The organism is Citrobacter sp. Cpo015 (genome assembly GCF_030333035.1).
In the GTDB taxonomy this organism is placed as follows: Bacteria; Pseudomonadota; Gammaproteobacteria; order Enterobacterales; family Enterobacteriaceae; genus Citrobacter; species Citrobacter portucalensis.
The window spans coordinates 192,673-208,568 of sequence record NZ_JAOWGS010000019.1; the positions used below are offsets into that span (position 1 = coordinate 192,673).

Consider the following 15,896-nt stretch of genomic DNA (forward strand, 5'->3'; position numbering starts at 1 on the left):
CCGCCATCCGGCAGTGTCCGAAGAGGCATAAAATCGTATGGCGTTGAAGATTTTTTCAGCGCCATTTTTATTTACGCGTGGAAAGGAAATCCCTACGCAAACGTTTTCTTTTTCTGTTAGAATGCGCCCCGAACAGGACGACAGGGCGTAAAATCGTGGGACACATATGGTCTGGATTGATTACGCCATTATCGCGGTGATTGGTTTTTCCTGTCTGGTTAGCCTGATCCGTGGCTTTGTTCGTGAAGCATTATCGTTGGTGACTTGGGGTTGTGCTTTCTTTGTCGCCAGCCATTACTACACTTACCTGTCTGTCTGGTTTACGGGCTTTGAAGACGAACTGGTTCGAAATGGGATTGCTATCGCGATACTGTTCATCGCGACACTTATCGTCGGCGCTATCGTTAACTTTGTGATAGGCCAACTGGTAGAGAAAACAGGACTGTCGGGTACCGACAGAGTGTTGGGGATTTGCTTCGGTGCTTTGCGTGGAGCGTTGATCGTCGCCGCCATACTGTTCTTTCTCGATACCTTTACCGGTCTGTCGAAAAGTGAAGACTGGGGTAAGTCACAGCTGATCCCGCAGTTCAGTTTCATCATCAGATGGTTCTTTGACTATCTGCAAAGCTCGTCAAGTTTCTTGCCCAAAGTATAAACTTTGGGTCGTTGCTGAACGAGGAAAAGACGTATGTGCGGTATTGTCGGTATCGCCGGTGTTATGCCGGTAAACCAGTCGATTTATGACGCGTTAACGGTGCTCCAGCATCGTGGTCAGGATGCTGCGGGCATCATCACCATTGATGCCAACAACTGCTTCCGCTTGCGTAAAGCAAACGGAATGGTGAGCGATATTTTTGAAGCGCGCCATATGCAGCGTTTGCAGGGCAATATGGGCATCGGTCATGTGCGTTACCCAACGGCTGGCAGCTCCAGCGCCTCCGAAGCTCAACCTTTTTACGTCAACTCACCGTATGGCATTACGCTTGCCCACAATGGCAACCTGACCAATGCACATGAGTTGCGTAAAAAGCTGTTTGAAGAAAAGCGCCGCCACATCAATACCACTTCAGATTCTGAAATTCTGCTGAATATTTTCGCCAGCGAGCTGGATAACTTCCGCCATTACCCGCTGGAAGCCGACAATATTTTTGCGGCCATTGCGGCAACCAACCGCCAGATTCGCGGCGCCTATGCCTGCGTGGCGATGATTATCGGTCACGGTATGGTTGCCTTCCGCGACCCTAACGGTATCCGTCCGCTGGTGATGGGCAAACGCGATATTGGCGATGGCCGTACCGAGTACATGGTGGCGTCTGAGAGCGTAGCGCTGGATACGCTGGGCTTTGAATTCCTGCGCGACGTAGCACCTGGCGAAGCAGTGTACATCACCGAAAAAGGCCAGCTGTTTACCCGTCAGTGTGCCGATAACCCGGTGAGCAATCCATGTCTGTTTGAATACGTTTACTTCGCACGTCCTGACTCCTTTATCGACAAAATTTCCGTCTACAGCGCCCGTGTGAATATGGGGACTAAGCTTGGCGAAAAAATTGCCCGTGAGTGGGAAGATCTGGACATCGACGTAGTAATCCCAATCCCGGAAACCTCCTGTGATATCGCGCTGGAAATCGCCCGCATTCTCGGTAAGCCGTACCGCCAGGGGTTTGTGAAAAACCGCTATGTGGGCCGTACCTTTATCATGCCGGGCCAGCAGTTGCGTCGTAAATCTGTGCGCCGTAAGCTGAACGCTAACCGTGCGGAATTCCGTGATAAAAACGTGCTGTTGGTGGATGACTCCATCGTGCGTGGCACCACCTCAGAACAGATTATCGAGATGGCGCGTGAAGCCGGAGCGAAGAAGGTGTATCTGGCCTCTGCCGCCCCGGAAATTCGCTTCCCGAACGTTTATGGCATCGATATGCCTACGGCGACGGAGCTGATTGCGCATGGTCGTGAAGTGGACGAGATTCGCCAGATAATCGGCGCAGATGGTCTGATCTTCCAGGATCTGAACGATCTGATTGAAGCTGTCCGTGCTGAGAACCCGGATATTCAGCAGTTTGAATGTTCAGTATTTAACGGCGTGTACGTTACCAAAGATGTCGACCAGCAATATCTCGATTTCCTCGACTCCCTGCGTAATGACGATGCCAAAGCGGTATTGCGTCAGAACGAAGCGGAAAACCTTGAGATGCACAACGAAGGTTAATGTTTGCTCGCAAGCAAGGGCGCAACCTGCGTCCTTGCTTGCAACTCACCGTAATTTCCTGCAAAGTCGGCCCTGAGCAAGTAAGGGCGATTACACATGAAACGACTCATCATTGGTATTTCTGGTGCAAGCGGGGCAATTTACGGCGTGCGCCTGTTGCAGGTATTGCGTGACGTCACTGATGTGGAAACCCACCTGGTGATGAGTGCCGCTGCCCGGCAGACGCTGGCGCTGGAAACGGACCTCTCTGTGCGCGACGTGCAGGCGCTGGCAAATGTGAATCATGATAGCCGTGATATCGCCGCCAGTATCTCCTCCGGCTCTTTTCAGACCGCCGGAATGGTTATTCTGCCTTGTTCAATCAAAACGCTTTCTGGCATCGTCCACAGTTACACCGATGGGTTGCTTACCCGTGCGGCGGATGTGGTGTTGAAAGAACGCCGTCCGTTGGTGCTGTGTGTACGCGAAACGCCGCTGCATTTGGGGCATTTGCGATTGATGACGCAGGCGGCAGAAATTGGGGCGGTAATTATGCCACCAGTCCCGGCGTTTTATCATCGTCCGCAAACGCTCGATGATGTGATTAATCAAACGGTTAATCGCGTGCTTGACCAGTTTGATATTACCCTTCCGCAGGACCTGTTCACCCGCTGGCAAGGGGCGTAAGCCGTTCCATCAGCGTGCAAAGAATCATCCGTTGCCCTGTTTCAGGGCAATTTTGTAACCGCGATCATATCCTCAACATTTAATTCGTTAAAACTCAACGAAACGCTGCGGTTCAACCGCCAGACCTGCTATCTTCAAAATCAGGACATTATTGCAACGTTTTATTAACATATTTAACGTCGAATATCCTCATCGACGTGAAAATGGCATAAGACCTGCATGAAAAAGTCTGCAAACACACAACACAACGTAAAACATAATAAAATTACGCCACTTGAGGGTTATGTATGAAGAAGACGGTTCTTGCTTTGTCTTTGCTGGTAGGACTCTCCGCCACCGCGGCCAGCTACGCAGCACTTCCGCAGACGGTTCGTATTGGTACAGATACAACGTACGCTCCTTTTTCCTCTAAAGATGCCAAAGGTGACTTTGTCGGCTTCGATATCGATCTGGGAAATGAGATGTGTAAGCGCATGCAGATCAAATGCACCTGGGTTGCCAGTGACTTTGATGCGCTGATCCCATCGCTGAAAGCGAAAAAAATTGATGCCATCATCTCCTCGCTTTCTATCACCGAAAAGCGTCAGCAAGAGATTGCGTTCTCAGACAAACTTTACGCTGCAGACTCACGTCTGATCGCCGCGAAAGGCTCCCCAATTCAGCCGACTCTGGATTCCCTCAAAGGTAAACACGTTGGCGTCTTGCAAGGCTCTACTCAGGAAGCCTATGCCAATGACAACTGGCGCAGCAAAGGCGTGGACGTGGTGGCCTATGCGAACCAGGACCTCATCTATTCTGACCTGACGGCAGGCCGTCTGGACGCGGCATTGCAAGATGAAGTCGCGGCCAGCGAAGGCTTCCTGAAGCAGCCTGCTGGTAAGGATTACGCTTTTGCCGGTCCGTCGGTGAAAGATAAAAAATACTTTGGTGACGGAACCGGGATTGGCTTGCGCAAAGATGATGCAGAGCTGAAAGCCGCTTTCGACAAAGCGCTGGGCGAACTGCGTAAAGACGGCACCTACGACAAAATGGCGAGCAAATATTTTAATTTTAATGTCTACGGCGATTAATACAGCGGCGTGGGGAATTGACTGCACCATTGCGGGTAACCATTTCGGTGCATAATAAATTCAGTGCACTGTTTTGGTGCTTTTATCGCTGACTTAATAAGCATGAGTGCATACTTAAGCGCTTTTCATGCAAATAAATACCGCCGACAGGGTAGAATGCTTTGCCTTGTCGGCCTGATTAATGGCACGATAACTGCACCTGGTCCTGTAAAGATCCCCTATAAAAGACAGTCTGTTGAGGATAGTTATGAAAAAACTGGTGTTGTCTCTTTCTCTGGTTCTGGCTTTCTCCAGTGCTACCGCAGCATTTGCAGCCATTCCGCAAAAAATTCGTATCGGTACCGATCCTACTTATGCGCCGTTCGAATCTAAGAATGCGCAGGGTGAATTAGTCGGTTTTGATATCGATCTGGCTAAAGAGCTGTGCAAACGTATCAATACGCAATGTACCTTCGTGGAAAACCCGCTGGACGCGCTGATCCCTTCGCTAAAAGCGAAGAAAATCGATGCCATCATGTCCTCGCTTTCCATTACTGAAAAACGTCAGCAGGAAATCGCATTTACCGACAAGCTTTATGCAGCCGATTCGCGTCTGGTTGTCGCTAAAGATTCGGCTATTCAGCCGACCATTGAGTCGCTGAAAGGCAAACGTGTTGGTGTGCTGCAGGGCACTACCCAGGAAACTTTCGGCAACGAACACTGGGCGCCAAAAGGTATTGAGATTGTCTCTTATCAGGGGCAGGACAATATCTATTCTGACCTGACTGCCGGGCGTATTGACGCCGCGTTCCAGGATGAAGTCGCGGCTAGCGAAGGCTTCCTGAAACAGCCAGTCGGTAAAGATTACAAATTCGGCGGCCCGTCTGTGAAAGACGAGAAGTTGTTCGGCGTGGGTACCGGTATGGGGCTGCGCAAAGACGATAACGAACTGCGCGAAGCGCTGAATAAAGCCTTTGCCGAAATGCGAGCTGACGGTACTTACGAGAAGCTGGCGAAAAAGTACTTCGATTTTGATGTTTACGGCGGTTAATTACCGCAGGTGCTGATAAAGCCCGTAGATTTTTGACGCGTTGAATTTATGCCCGATGGCACCGCGCTTATCCGGCCTACGGTGATTTTGTAGGCCGGATAAGGCAAGGCCGCCATCCGGCATTTAACGGTTAGTCTGAAATCAAAAGAGGCTTACTACTCCACCACACACGACAGGACAGGCAGCATGTTGTATGGCTTTTCAGGTGTTATTTTACAGGGCGCAATTGTTACGCTGGAGCTGGCACTCAGCTCGGTGGTACTGGCGGTTCTGATAGGTCTTGTCGGCGCAGCAGCAAAGCTGTCGCAAAGCCGGGCAATGGGGCTTATTTTCGAAGGGTACACAACGCTAATCCGCGGCGTGCCCGATCTGGTCTTAATGCTGCTCATCTTCTACGGATTACAAATCGCGCTGAATACCATTACCGATGCCATCGGTATCGGCCAGATTGATATTGATCCGATGGTTGCGGGCATTATCACCCTTGGATTTATCTACGGTGCCTACTTTACCGAAACTTTTCGCGGTGCGTTTATGGCTGTACCAAAAGGCCATATTGAAGCCGCGACGGCGTTTGGCTTTACCAGCTCACAAATATTTCGTCGCATTATGTTCCCGGCGATGATGCGATATGCCTTACCGGGAATCGGCAATAACTGGCAGGTTATTCTTAAGGCTACGGCGCTGGTATCGTTGCTTGGACTTGAAGACGTGGTGAAAGCGACTCAGCTTGCCGGGAAGAGCACCTGGGAGCCGTTCTATTTTGCCGTCGTGTGCGGGGTCATCTATCTGGTGTTTACCACTGTTTCTAATGGTGTGCTGCTATACCTTGAGCGCCGCTATTCCGTGGGTGTGAAGAGGGCTGACCTGTGATCGAGATTATTCAGGAATACTGGAAGTCCCTGCTGTGGACCGACGGATATCGCTACACTGGCGTCGCTATCACCCTGTGGCTTTTGATTTCGTCAGTAGTGATGGGCGGAATACTGGCACTCTTTTTGGCGATTGGTCGCGTTTCCAGTAATAAATTTATCCAGTTTCCCATCTGGCTGTTCACCTATATTTTTCGTGGGACGCCGCTGTACGTTCAGCTACTGGTGTTTTATTCCGGGATGTATACGCTGGAAATAGTTAAAGGCACGGACTTCCTCAACGCGTTTTTCCGCAGCGGGCTGAATTGCACCGTGCTGGCGCTGACGCTGAATACCTGCGCCTATACCACGGAGATTTTCGCCGGGGCTATTCGTTCCGTGCCTCACGGTGAGATTGAGGCTGCGCGCGCATACGGTTTCTCGTCATTCAAACTGTATCGATGCATTATTTTACCTTCCGCGCTGCGTATTGCGCTGCCGGCATACAGTAATGAAGTCATTTTAATGCTGCACTCCACGGCGCTGGCATTTACGGCCACGGTGCCAGATTTGTTGAAAATCGCTCGCGATATCAACTCGGCAACGTATCAGCCGTTTACCGCCTTCGGTATTGCCGCTGTGCTGTATTTGATTATTTCGTATGTCCTGATCAGTCTGTTCCGTAAAGCGGAAAAACGCTGGTTGCAGCATGTATCCTCTAAATGATTCGAGTAACACGATGTCTGAAAATAAATTAAACGTTATCGATTTACATAAGCACTACGGCGAACATGAAGTGCTGAAAGGGGTATCGCTGCAGGCCAACGCGGGTGATGTTATCAGCATTATTGGCTCGTCAGGTTCCGGTAAAAGTACCTTCCTGCGCTGCATTAACTTTCTCGAGAAACCGAGTGCCGGGTCGATTGTCGTCAGCGGTCAGAACATTGGTCTGGTGCGCGACAAAGACGGCCAGTTGAAGGTTGCGGACAAAAATCAGCTACGCCTGCTGCGTACGCGTCTGACGATGGTCTTTCAGCACTTTAATCTGTGGAGTCACATGACAGTGCTGGAAAACGTCATGGAAGCGCCGATTCAGGTGTTGGGGCTGAGCAAGCAGGAAGCTCGCGACCGTGCGGTGAAGTATCTGGCTAAAGTGGGCATTGATGAGCGCGCACAGGGAAAATATCCGGTGCACCTGTCCGGTGGTCAGCAGCAGCGTGTTTCCATTGCCCGTGCGCTGGCGATGGAACCGGAAGTGTTGCTGTTTGATGAACCTACGTCGGCGCTTGATCCTGAGCTGGTGGGTGAAGTGCTGCGCATTATGCAACAGCTGGCTGAAGAGGGGAAAACCATGGTGGTGGTGACCCACGAAATGGGGTTTGCTCGTCATGTTTCCACGCACGTGATTTTCCTGCATCAGGGGAAAATTGAGGAAGAGGGCGACCCGGAGCAGGTATTCGGTAATCCGCAAAGCCCGCGTTTGCAACAGTTCCTTAAAGGATCGCTGAAGTAAGTCAACAGCCCGGAGGCGCTACGCTTTCCGGGCTTACAATTTTAGCGCGTCGCGCTCCAGCCGAAACACCCAGTCGTCGTAGGCGATGCCGTCAATCTCATACGCCTTTTCCAGTACCTGCGTACGTACAAAGCCTGTCTTTTCCAGAATACGGATTGAACCCTTGTTATCCGCCAGCGCGTATGCGTTTATCGCCGTCACACCTGCATGCTCGAAGGCATACTGGCACACCGCGCGCACGGCTTCGCTGGCAATACCTTTCCCCTGAGCCTGTGGCATGATGGCGTAGCCGAGGTCGGCTTCCTGCGGGTAAAGATGGCTGATTTGCAGACCAATATCGCCAAGTGGCATCGGGCTGTTATGTTCGCGGATGACGAAAGTGTGCTGTGCGGCCAGACGTCTGGCGAATAACAGCCGCGTATCTTTCGCCGGGGCGATGTTGCCCATATAGCGCATGACTTCAGGACATTCACGGAGTTTCTGGAAAAATGACCAGTCAGAAAATTGAAACAAAGAGAGGGTAAGTCGGGGAGTCGATATTATCGCCATAACGTCGCCATTGCGGAAATCTGGTCTATAACCTTACCACCACAACGGCGACTGTGAATAGTGCATAGGGGTTATCGGATGACATCCGTCAGCGCTTCTTCTAAATCGTACCAGCGAAACGTAAAACCGAAAGCTTCCAGGCGTTTGGGCAATGCGCGTTGTCCACCAAGGACCAGTACTGACGATTCCCCCATCAGCAGTCGCATAGCGGTGGCGGGAACGCGCAGAATGGCAGGGCGGTTCAGAGCGTGACCCAGCGCGTGGGCAAACTGCTCATTGTGCACTGGGTATGGCGAAACCATATTGAAGGGACCGCGTAGATCGTTATTCAGCAGCCAGATAATTCCGTTGACCATATCATCAACATGGATCCAGGCCATATACTGGCGTCCATTACCGATCGGGCCGCCTAAGCCAAGACGAAACGGCGGGACCATTTTTGCCAGAATGCCGCCTGCTGAGGCCAGTACCACGCCGGTACGCAGCATACATACGCGGGTTTTGTCGCTTTGCGCAGTGCTGGCAATTTGCTCCCAGCGGGCGCACAGCTTGTGGGTAAATTCGTTATGCGGTGGCTCTTCTTCCGTAACCACAACTTCGCCCAAATCACCGTAGTAACCGGTAGCGGAACCGGAGATTAACACTGAGGGCGGCGTCTCGCTGGCATTGATTAAATCGACCAGTTTCTGCGTAATGCCCCAACGGCTCTGGCACAAGCGTTCCTTTTGCTGTGCGCTCCAGCGCTTATCTGCAATAGGCTCTCCGGCAAGGTTAATCACGGCATCAATATTATTGAGATGTTGCCGCTCTTCCAGTCCTTTCCATAACGTGACCCGAGAGTCGAGAATCTGACGAGCCTTATCAGGGGTACGTGTCACTACGATTATCTGATGCCCCAGTTCCAGCAGGCAGGGGATCAGATGACGTCCAATCAGGCCAGTACCGCCGGTAATCAGAATCTGCATGTCGCCTCCCGGGTTACGTTTTAGCGCTGCCAGCTCAGCGTCATTGATACTGAGTCGGCGTAACGCAATGCGTGAAGTTTATCTATCTCGACTTCAGCATAAGTGACCCAGTGATGTTCGCGTGCGATATCGAGCACATCTTGAGTTAATTTTTCTAACAATGAGAAGCGGTTACCCTCCACGTGGGCAATGATGCTTTTGGTTATAGTGCGGTAATTCAGCGCGTCGTTGATATCTTCGCTGGTACGCGCTTTGTCTGCCGGATAGTGAATGGCAATGTTGATGACGATATCCTGGCGGTTAAGGATCTCCTCTTCTTTAATGCCGATAAAGGTGCGCAGACGAAGGTTTTTTATACGAATAATAGCGTCAGGTTGTGACATTGCAGGTTTCCTCCATGTATGAACCTCTGCATGATACACGAGAACCGAATTGCGTCACCGCTTCTCACTCAGTGCTTGCTGCATGGCGCGTTCCGTGGCAGGACGCGTACGGATGCGTTCGTGCCAGTTATTGACCGCCGGGTAATTGTCGAGGTCGATGCGCTGACGCTGATGGGCGTGGATCCACGGCCAGCAGGCAATGTCAGCAATGCTGTAGTGATCGCCTCCCAGCCAGGGTGACGTTTCCAGACGTTTATTCATCACGTTGTACAGGCGCTGGGTTTCAACCTGGTATCTTTCAATAGCGTAAGGGATCGTTTGCGGAGCGTAATGACTGAAATGATGATTCTGTCCCAGCATGGGGCCCAAACCGCTGACCTGCCAGAAAAGCCACTGCAGCGTGGTGTGGCGTTCGCGTAATTCACCGCTGAGCAGCTTACCGCTCTTCTCCGCCAGATAGAGTAAAATTTCTCCGGACTCAAACAAGCTGATGGGCCTTCCGCCATCTTCCGGCGCATGATCGATAATGGCTGGGATTTTATTGTTCGGCGAGATCAGCAGAAAATCGGGGCGAAACTGGCTGCCTTTGCTGATATCGACATGAATCAGACGGTATTGCAGCTGTGCCTCTTCAAGAAACAGCGTGATTTTGTGACCGTTTGGCGATGGCGTGTAATAGAGATCGATCATTTTCAGCATCCGTTTTGTCATGAACCGGGTCATTACAAGTATAGAGCCTGTTGGCGTGCGTGAGTTTTCATCAAGTGACAGCGAGAGAAAGACTCTATATTTTGAAGGCAAGCCAATACACTTCAGAGGACATTATGAGCAAATCTGCAATTACGCTGTGGTCAGATGCCAATTTTTTCTCCCCCTACGTGCTGTCTGTTTATGTCGCTCTGCAAGAGAAGGGGCTACCTTTCACGCTGAAAACCGTTGATCTCAATAGTGGTGAACACTTGCATCCTTCATGGCAAGGTTACGCCTTGACGCGCCGCGTACCGGTTCTTGAGATCGATGGTTTTGAACTGAGCGAATCATCAGCGATTACGGAATTCCTGGAAGAGAGCTTTGCGCCGCCACAGTGGGAGCGTATCTATCCGCACGATGTGCAAAAACGCGCGCGGGCGCGCCAGGTTCAGGCGTGGATCCGCAGCGATTTAATGCCTATCCGTGAAGAACGATCAACAGATGTTGTTTTTGCTGGCGTAAAGAAAGGACCGTTAAGCGAAGCGGGAAAAGCCAGTGCGGAAAAACTGTTCGCTACTGCGAGCAGTTTACTGAGCCACGGCAAGCAGAATTTATTTGGCGAATGGTGTATCGCTGACTGTGATTTAGCGCTAATGCTTAATCGCCTGGTCCTGAATGGTGATGAGGTTCCAGAAGCGCTTGCGGAATACGCCACCTTCCAGTGGCAGCGCGCTTCAGTACAGCGTTTTATCGCGCTTTCAGCGAAGCGTTCCTGCTGAAAAACGGGCCGTAATCCAGTATCATTACAAGGTGATTTTCAGCGAGGAGTGAGTGATGAAACTGATGTTCGCATCGGACATTCATGGTTCGTTGCCAGCCACGGAACGCGTACTCGAACGGTTTGCTGCAAGCGGCGCGCAATGGCTGGTGATATTGGGTGATGTTTTAAACCACGGGCCGCGTAATGCGCTTCCAGAAGGCTATGCACCTGCGCAGGTTGCTGAACGGCTGAATGAGCTGGCATCGCGAATTATTGCGGTGCGTGGTAATTGCGACAGCGAAGTGGATCAGATGCTCCTGCATTTTCCGATGACTGCGCCGTGGCAGCAAATTCTGACAGAAAACCAGCGACTCTTTTTGACGCACGGACACCTTTTTGGCCCGCAAAATATGCCGGCGCTCAATGCGGGCGATGTTCTGGTTTATGGGCATACTCATCTGCCGGTTGCTGAGCGGCGCGAGGGTATCTATCATTTCAATCCCGGCTCGGTAAGCATCCCGAAAGGGGGCTTTGCGGCAAGTTACGGGATTCTGGATGATAATGTTCTCAGCGTAATGGCACTCAATGATCAAAGTGTTATTGCACAGGTCGAGATTAATCCGTAATTTACCCCACAAACATAAACGCGCCGTAAGAGCGCCAGAAAAAAGAAGGTTTCCTGATGGTGGAACAGCGTCGTTTGGCAAGTACTGAATGGGTGGATATTGTGAATGAAGACAACGAAGTCATTGCACAGTCCAGCCGGGAACAAATGCGGGCGCAACGCTTACGCCATCGTGCAACGTATATCGTTGTGCATGATGGTATGGGCAAAATTCTGGTTCAACGTCGCACTGAGACAAAAGATTTTTTGCCCGGCATGCTGGATGCCACCGCAGGCGGTGTGGTTCAGGCTGACGAGCAGATGCTGGAATCAGCGCGTCGTGAAGCAGAAGAGGAACTGGGGATTGCGGGCGTGCCGTTTGCCGAGCATGGTCAGTTTTACTTTGAAGATCAGAACTGTCGCGTATGGGGTGGGTTGTTTAGCTGCGTTTCCCACGGACCGTTTGCGCTTCAGGAAGATGAGGTCAGTGAAGTTTGCTGGTTGACGCCGGAAGAAATTACCGCGCGCTGCGACGAATTTACACCGGACTCCCTGAAAGCCCTGGCGCTGTGGATGACCCGCAACGCCAAGAATGAAGGGGCGAAAGCCGAAAAGCAGGAAGAAGCTGAGTAAACTCTGTTCATCCGGCCTACTGCGTCGAGAAATCGAGTAGGCCGGACGCACACTTTTTAATGGTAACCCATCATCTGCGCGCCAATCACCACCACGCTGGACATAATAAACAGCAGTCCCAACAGCGTAGCACCTACCTTCAGCCAGTTACGAAAATCCACCCGACAAACGCCTAACGTAGCCATCAAAGATGCTGACGTCGGATAGATAATATGACTGAATCCGTCGCCAAACTGGAAGGCCAGGACTGTGACCTGACGGTTTACGCCAACCAGATCGCCCAGCGGTGCCAGTAGCGGCATGGTTAACGCAGCCTGACCAGAGCCGGAAGTGACGAAGAAATTAAATACTGCCTGGAACAATAGCATAAACCACGCCGCGATGGCGTTATCCAGCCCGCTGATGCCATTGGCAATGCTGTGCAGCAGAGTGTTTAACACGCTGGCTTCACCCGCCTCTCCATTACCGACCAGCAGTAAAATGCCTTTGGCAAAACCAACCAGCAGGGCAGGGGCAATCATCATTCGTGCGCCCTCAGTGAATGAGGAGGCCATGATGTTGACCGTCATGCCGTTGAGCCGAAACACGACGCCGATAATGCCAATCACCAGACCCATCGTGAAGAACTGACTGGCGATCTCAGGAATAAACCACGCGTTGACGATAACGCCCCAGACAACCCAAATCATCACCGCGGTCAGCACCACTAGCACTAACCAGTCTCCCAGCGTGAAGCGTCGTTCCACGACTTCGTCCTGCTGCTCGCGAAAGAAGCGGTCGGATTCATGTACCCGGGACAAAAGCGGATTCTTTTTGATACGCGCCGCATAGGCCAGCGTGAAGGTCAGCCCGATTAACGTAGCGATCACCCAGACCACGATGCGTAGCCCGGAACCAGAGAGCACCGGTACCCCCGCAATACCTTGCGCGACCACCACGCAAAATGGGTTCATCCATGAGCTGGCGAAACCAATCTGAGTCGCGATATAGGTAACCAGCACGGTGGTGATACTGTCGTAACCTAGCCGTACCATCAAAGGCGCGATGATAATGGCAAAGGCAACAGCCTCTTCCCCCATGCCAAACACCGCGCCGCCTAAGGAGAAGAGAATAAACAGCACTGGGATAAACAGGACCTCGTTGCCCCGCGTATGGCGAATGAGCGCCAGGATGCCGTTATCAATGGTGCCGGTACGCATAACGATGCCGAATGCGCCGCCAATGACCAGCATAAACATAATGATGCCGACAGCTGTGCCGAATTTCGAGCCGGAGGTTAATCCTTCAAACGGGAAATTCATCAGGCCTGGGCGTTCATCTCCGGTGGTGAATAACTGCACCCGGTGATACTGCTCTTCACCTGCGTCGTTGGTCAGAATACGAAAGGAATGGGGGTCAACCACCTTACGGGTTTTGGTTTGTCCATCAACCTGATACTGAACTTCCTGGCTGTCGAACATCCCGACGGGAACAACCCATGTCGCCAGACTGGTTAAAACGGCGACGAAAAAAATAATCACCAGCGTGTCGGGCATCGCCCATTTTTTAGCTGGCTGTGATTCTGTTACTGCTGACATGAAAGACTATCCCTGTTGCAACGCAAAAGAGAGTAAGTATGCGAACAGAAGAATAGTTATTCATTGATGCAGCGCATCCAGGCAAATGTTTCAGATTATGCCAAAAGGGAAATAGACATAAAAAAACCGGAAATATCAGCTATTTCCGGTTTGATAAGCAGATGTGTTGCCGGATAAGAGATCCGGCACACTCGGCAGGTTACTGCTGCTGCTGGGAAGACTGGATCGCGGTCAGTGCGATGGTGTAGACGATATCGTCTACCAGCGCGCCACGAGACAGGTCGTTCACCGGCTTGCGCATACCCTGCAGCATTGGCCCGATGGAGATCAGGTCGGCAGAACGCTGTACCGCTTTGTAAGTGGTGTTACCGGTGTTCAGATCCGGGAAGATGAACACGGTAGCGCGACCTGCAACCGGAGAGTTCGGCGCTTTGGATTTCGCTACGTCAGCCATAACGGCGGCGTCGTACTGCAGCGGACCGTCGATCATCAGGTCAGGACGTTTTTCCTGTGCCAGACGGGTTGCTTCGCGAACTTTCTCTACGTCACTACCTGCACCAGAAGTACCGGTGGAGTAGGAGAGCATCGCTACGCGCGGTTCGATACCGAAGGCAATTGCGGAATCAGCGGACTGAATCGCGATTTCTGCCAGCTGCTCTGCAGTTGGATCCGGGTTGATCGCGCAGTCGCCGTAAACGTAAACCTGATCCGGCAGCAGCATGAAGAACACGGAAGACACCAGAGAGCTACCCGGTGCAGTTTTGATCAGCTGCAGCGGCGGACGGATGGTGTTCGCGGTGGTGTGTACTGCACCAGAAACCAGACCGTCAACATCGTCCTGTTCCAGCATCAGGGTACCGAGAACAACGTTGTCTTCCAGCTGTTCGCGGGCAACGGTTTCGGTCATACCTTTGTTTTTACGCAGTTCGACCAGGCGAGCAACGTAGCTTTCGCGAACCACATCTGGATCAACGATTTCTACACCAGCGCCCAGTTCAACGCCCTGAGAGGCTGCAACGCGGGTGATCTCATCCGGGTTACCCAGCAGTACGCAGGTTGCGATACCACGTTCAGCACAGATAGCAGCCGCTTTAACGGTACGCGGTTCGTCGCCTTCCGGCAGAACAACACGTTTGCCCGCTTTACGCGCCAGCTCGGTCAGCTGATAACGGAACGCCGGTGGAGACAGACGACGGCTGCGTTCAGAAGTCGCGGTCAGAGATTCAATCCAGTCAGCGTTGATGTAGTTAGCAACGTATTCCTGAACTTTTTCGATGCGCTCGTGATCGTCAACCGGAACTTCCAGGTTGAAGCTCTGCAGGCTCAGAGAGGTCTGCCAGGTGTTGGTGTTTACCATGAATACCGGCAGGCCAGTTTCAAATGCACGTTCGCACAGTTTAGTGATGCGCGCGTCCATTTCGTAGCCGCCAGTCAGCAGCAGGGCACCGATTTCCACGCCGTTCATGGCCGCCAGGCATGCTGCAACCAGCACGTCAGGACGATCTGCGGAAGTTACCAGCAGGGAGCCTGCGCGGAAGTGTTCCAGCATATGTGGAATGCTGCGTGCGCAGAACGTCACAGACTTCACGCGACGGGTGTTGATATCGCCTTCGTTAACGATGGTGGCGTTCAGGTGACGCGCCATATCGATTGCACGAGTAGCGATCAGATCGAAGCTCCATGGCACCGCGCCCAGAACCGGCAGCGGGCTGGATTCTTGCAGTTTAGCCGGATCAACTTTGATCACTTTCGCTTTGGAAGAGTCGTCGAAAATCTCGGACAGATCCGGGCGAGTACGGCCCTGCTCATCAACCGGTGCGTTCAGTTTGTTAACGATTACGCCGGTGATGTTGGTGTTTTTCGCGCCGCCGAAGCTGCTGCGAGTCAGTTCAATACGCTCGTTCAGCTGTTCCGGGGTGTCGGTACCCTGAGACATAACGAAGACGATTTCCGCGTTCAGCGTTTTCGCGATTTCGTAGTTCAGAGACTGCGCGAACTGATGTTTACGGGTTGGGACCAGGCCTTCAACCAGTACAACTTCAGCGTCTTTGGTGTTCGCGTGGTAGTTCGCGATGATCTCTTCCATCAGCACATCTTTCTGATTGCTGGACAGCAGAGATTCAACGTGGCTCATCTTCAGCGGCTCTGCGGCTGGCAGAGAAGAGTTAGCACGGACGATGCTGGTAGTCTGGTCTGGCGCATCGCCACCGGCACGCGGTTGAGCGATCGGCTTAAAGACGCTCAGACGAACGCCTTTGCGTTCCATTGCGCGGATCACGCCAAGGCTGACGCTGGTCAGGCCGACGCTGGTTCCGGTAGGGATCAGCATAATAATACGGGACACGGTTTATCCTCTTTCGTTACCGCCAATTTAGACGGGTTACAAAACAGCACCGCCA

17 protein-coding genes are annotated in these 15,896 nt (G+C 52.1%); 11 read left to right on the forward strand and 6 right to left on the reverse strand.

Features of this window, described 5'->3' with window-relative positions; genetic code table 11:
• Positions 1 to 166: 166 nt before the first annotated feature.
• From cvpA to hisP, 8 genes are all read left to right on the forward strand, one after another.
• Entirely contained in the window at positions 167 to 655 is a 489-nt protein-coding gene (gene cvpA / locus OGY67_RS01005; protein WP_003028129.1) for a colicin V production protein, read from the forward strand.
• Positions 656 to 688: 33 nt separating this feature from the next.
• A complete protein-coding gene (purF, locus tag OGY67_RS01010) occupies positions 689 to 2,206 on the forward strand; it encodes an amidophosphoribosyltransferase (protein WP_003028127.1) in 1,518 nt (505 codons plus the stop codon).
• 96 nt (positions 2,207 to 2,302) lie between these two features.
• On the forward strand, positions 2,303 to 2,872 hold the full coding sequence (locus OGY67_RS01015) for a UbiX family flavin prenyltransferase (RefSeq protein ID WP_060683492.1): 570 nt from the start codon (positions 2,303 to 2,305) through the stop codon (positions 2,870 to 2,872).
• 287 nt (positions 2,873 to 3,159) lie between these two features.
• The gene (argT, locus tag OGY67_RS01020) at positions 3,160 to 3,942 is read left to right on the forward strand and encodes a lysine/arginine/ornithine ABC transporter substrate-binding protein ArgT (protein WP_006683634.1); all 783 of its coding nucleotides are present in this window, start codon (positions 3,160 to 3,162) and stop codon (positions 3,940 to 3,942) included.
• A 247-nt stretch (positions 3,943 to 4,189) separates the two neighbouring features.
• The gene (gene hisJ / locus OGY67_RS01025) at positions 4,190 to 4,972 is read left to right on the forward strand and encodes a histidine ABC transporter substrate-binding protein HisJ (RefSeq protein WP_003028120.1); all 783 of its coding nucleotides are present in this window, start codon (positions 4,190 to 4,192) and stop codon (positions 4,970 to 4,972) included.
• 186 nt (positions 4,973 to 5,158) lie between these two features.
• The gene (locus OGY67_RS01030) at positions 5,159 to 5,845 is read left to right on the forward strand and encodes a histidine ABC transporter permease HisQ (RefSeq protein WP_003028118.1); all 687 of its coding nucleotides are present in this window, start codon (positions 5,159 to 5,161) and stop codon (positions 5,843 to 5,845) included.
• Positions 5,842 to 6,549: a histidine ABC transporter permease HisM gene (hisM, locus tag OGY67_RS01035; RefSeq protein WP_003028116.1), complete on the forward strand. Its 708-nt coding sequence runs from the start codon at positions 5,842 to 5,844 to the stop codon at positions 6,547 to 6,549. Before OGY67_RS01030 ends, hisM begins: the two co-directional genes overlap by 4 nt.
• Before the next feature lie 13 nt (positions 6,550 to 6,562).
• Positions 6,563 to 7,336: a histidine ABC transporter ATP-binding protein HisP gene (gene hisP / locus OGY67_RS01040; protein WP_003028114.1), complete on the forward strand. Its 774-nt coding sequence runs from the start codon at positions 6,563 to 6,565 to the stop codon at positions 7,334 to 7,336.
• A gap of 33 nt (positions 7,337 to 7,369) precedes the next feature.
• On the opposite strand, the gene OGY67_RS01045 is transcribed toward hisP, so the two are convergent.
• From OGY67_RS01045 to yfcG, 4 genes are all read right to left on the reverse strand, one after another.
• Positions 7,370 to 7,885, reverse strand: coding sequence for a GNAT family N-acetyltransferase (locus OGY67_RS01045; protein ID WP_071692556.1), 516 nt, complete (start codon positions 7,883 to 7,885; stop codon positions 7,370 to 7,372).
• 71 nt (positions 7,886 to 7,956) lie between these two features.
• Positions 7,957 to 8,850 carry a TIGR01777 family oxidoreductase gene (locus OGY67_RS01050; RefSeq protein ID WP_286573147.1) on the reverse strand — a complete coding sequence of 298 codons (894 nt, stop codon included), beginning with the start codon at positions 8,848 to 8,850 and terminating at the stop codon, positions 7,957 to 7,959.
• Between the two features lie 20 nt (positions 8,851 to 8,870).
• Positions 8,871 to 9,233 (reverse strand): dihydroneopterin triphosphate 2'-epimerase, encoded by a 363-nt coding sequence (gene folX / locus OGY67_RS01055; RefSeq protein WP_003028107.1) that lies wholly within the window; start codon positions 9,231 to 9,233, stop codon positions 8,871 to 8,873.
• Between the two features lie 54 nt (positions 9,234 to 9,287).
• Positions 9,288 to 9,923: a GSH-dependent disulfide bond oxidoreductase gene (gene yfcG, locus OGY67_RS01060; RefSeq protein ID WP_020996685.1), complete on the reverse strand. Its 636-nt coding sequence runs from the start codon at positions 9,921 to 9,923 to the stop codon at positions 9,288 to 9,290.
• Positions 9,924 to 10,057: 134 nt separating this feature from the next.
• Here yfcG and yfcF point away from each other — a divergent pair, with 134 nt between their 5' ends.
• From yfcF to yfcD, 3 genes are read left to right on the forward strand one after another with little or no spacing between them, the layout of a single operon-like run.
• Positions 10,058 to 10,702 carry a glutathione transferase gene (gene yfcF, locus OGY67_RS01065; protein ID WP_003834778.1) on the forward strand — a complete coding sequence of 215 codons (645 nt, stop codon included), beginning with the start codon at positions 10,058 to 10,060 and terminating at the stop codon, positions 10,700 to 10,702.
• Between the two features lie 55 nt (positions 10,703 to 10,757).
• Complete coding sequence (gene yfcE, locus OGY67_RS01070; RefSeq protein WP_048234823.1) at positions 10,758 to 11,309, forward strand: phosphodiesterase; 552 nt, start codon at positions 10,758 to 10,760, stop codon at positions 11,307 to 11,309.
• Between the two features lie 56 nt (positions 11,310 to 11,365).
• Complete coding sequence (yfcD, locus tag OGY67_RS01075; protein WP_003834775.1) at positions 11,366 to 11,920, forward strand: NUDIX hydrolase YfcD; 555 nt, start codon at positions 11,366 to 11,368, stop codon at positions 11,918 to 11,920.
• A gap of 56 nt (positions 11,921 to 11,976) precedes the next feature.
• On the opposite strand, the gene yfcC is transcribed toward yfcD, so the two are convergent.
• Together yfcC and pta are read right to left on the reverse strand one after the other, a co-directional pair.
• The gene (gene yfcC / locus OGY67_RS01080; protein ID WP_128611951.1) at positions 11,977 to 13,497 is read right to left on the reverse strand and encodes a putative basic amino acid antiporter YfcC; all 1,521 of its coding nucleotides are present in this window, start codon (positions 13,495 to 13,497) and stop codon (positions 11,977 to 11,979) included.
• Between the two features lie 199 nt (positions 13,498 to 13,696).
• Positions 13,697 to 15,841, reverse strand: a complete 2,145-nt coding sequence (pta, locus tag OGY67_RS01085; protein ID WP_008785351.1) for a phosphate acetyltransferase — start codon at positions 15,839 to 15,841, stop codon at positions 13,697 to 13,699.
• Positions 15,842 to 15,896: the final 55 nt, after the last annotated feature.

Coding starts and splice junctions, on each gene's coding strand:
- cvpA (WP_003028129.1), top strand. CDS start 167: ATGGTCTGGATTGATTACGCCATTATCGCGGTGATTGGTTTTTCCTGT.
- purF (WP_003028127.1), top strand. CDS start 689: ATGTGCGGTATTGTCGGTATCGCCGGTGTTATGCCGGTAAACCAGTCG.
- OGY67_RS01015 (WP_060683492.1), top strand. CDS start 2,303: ATGAAACGACTCATCATTGGTATTTCTGGTGCAAGCGGGGCAATTTAC.
- argT (WP_006683634.1), top strand. CDS start 3,160: ATGAAGAAGACGGTTCTTGCTTTGTCTTTGCTGGTAGGACTCTCCGCC.
- hisJ (WP_003028120.1), top strand. CDS start 4,190: ATGAAAAAACTGGTGTTGTCTCTTTCTCTGGTTCTGGCTTTCTCCAGT.
- OGY67_RS01030 (WP_003028118.1), top strand. CDS start 5,159: ATGTTGTATGGCTTTTCAGGTGTTATTTTACAGGGCGCAATTGTTACG.
- hisP (WP_003028114.1), top strand. CDS start 6,563: ATGTCTGAAAATAAATTAAACGTTATCGATTTACATAAGCACTACGGC.
- OGY67_RS01045 (WP_071692556.1), bottom strand. CDS start 7,885: ATGGCGATAATATCGACTCCCCGACTTACCCTCTCTTTGTTTCAATTT.
- OGY67_RS01050 (WP_286573147.1), bottom strand. CDS start 8,850: ATGCAGATTCTGATTACCGGCGGTACTGGCCTGATTGGACGTCATCTG.
- folX (WP_003028107.1), bottom strand. CDS start 9,233: ATGTCACAACCTGACGCTATTATTCGTATAAAAAACCTTCGTCTGCGC.
- yfcG (WP_020996685.1), bottom strand. CDS start 9,923: ATGATCGATCTCTATTACACGCCATCGCCAAACGGTCACAAAATCACG.
- yfcF (WP_003834778.1), top strand. CDS start 10,058: ATGAGCAAATCTGCAATTACGCTGTGGTCAGATGCCAATTTTTTCTCC.
- yfcE (WP_048234823.1), top strand. CDS start 10,758: ATGAAACTGATGTTCGCATCGGACATTCATGGTTCGTTGCCAGCCACG.
- yfcD (WP_003834775.1), top strand. CDS start 11,366: ATGGTGGAACAGCGTCGTTTGGCAAGTACTGAATGGGTGGATATTGTG.
- yfcC (WP_128611951.1), bottom strand. CDS start 13,497: ATGTCAGCAGTAACAGAATCACAGCCAGCTAAAAAATGGGCGATGCCC.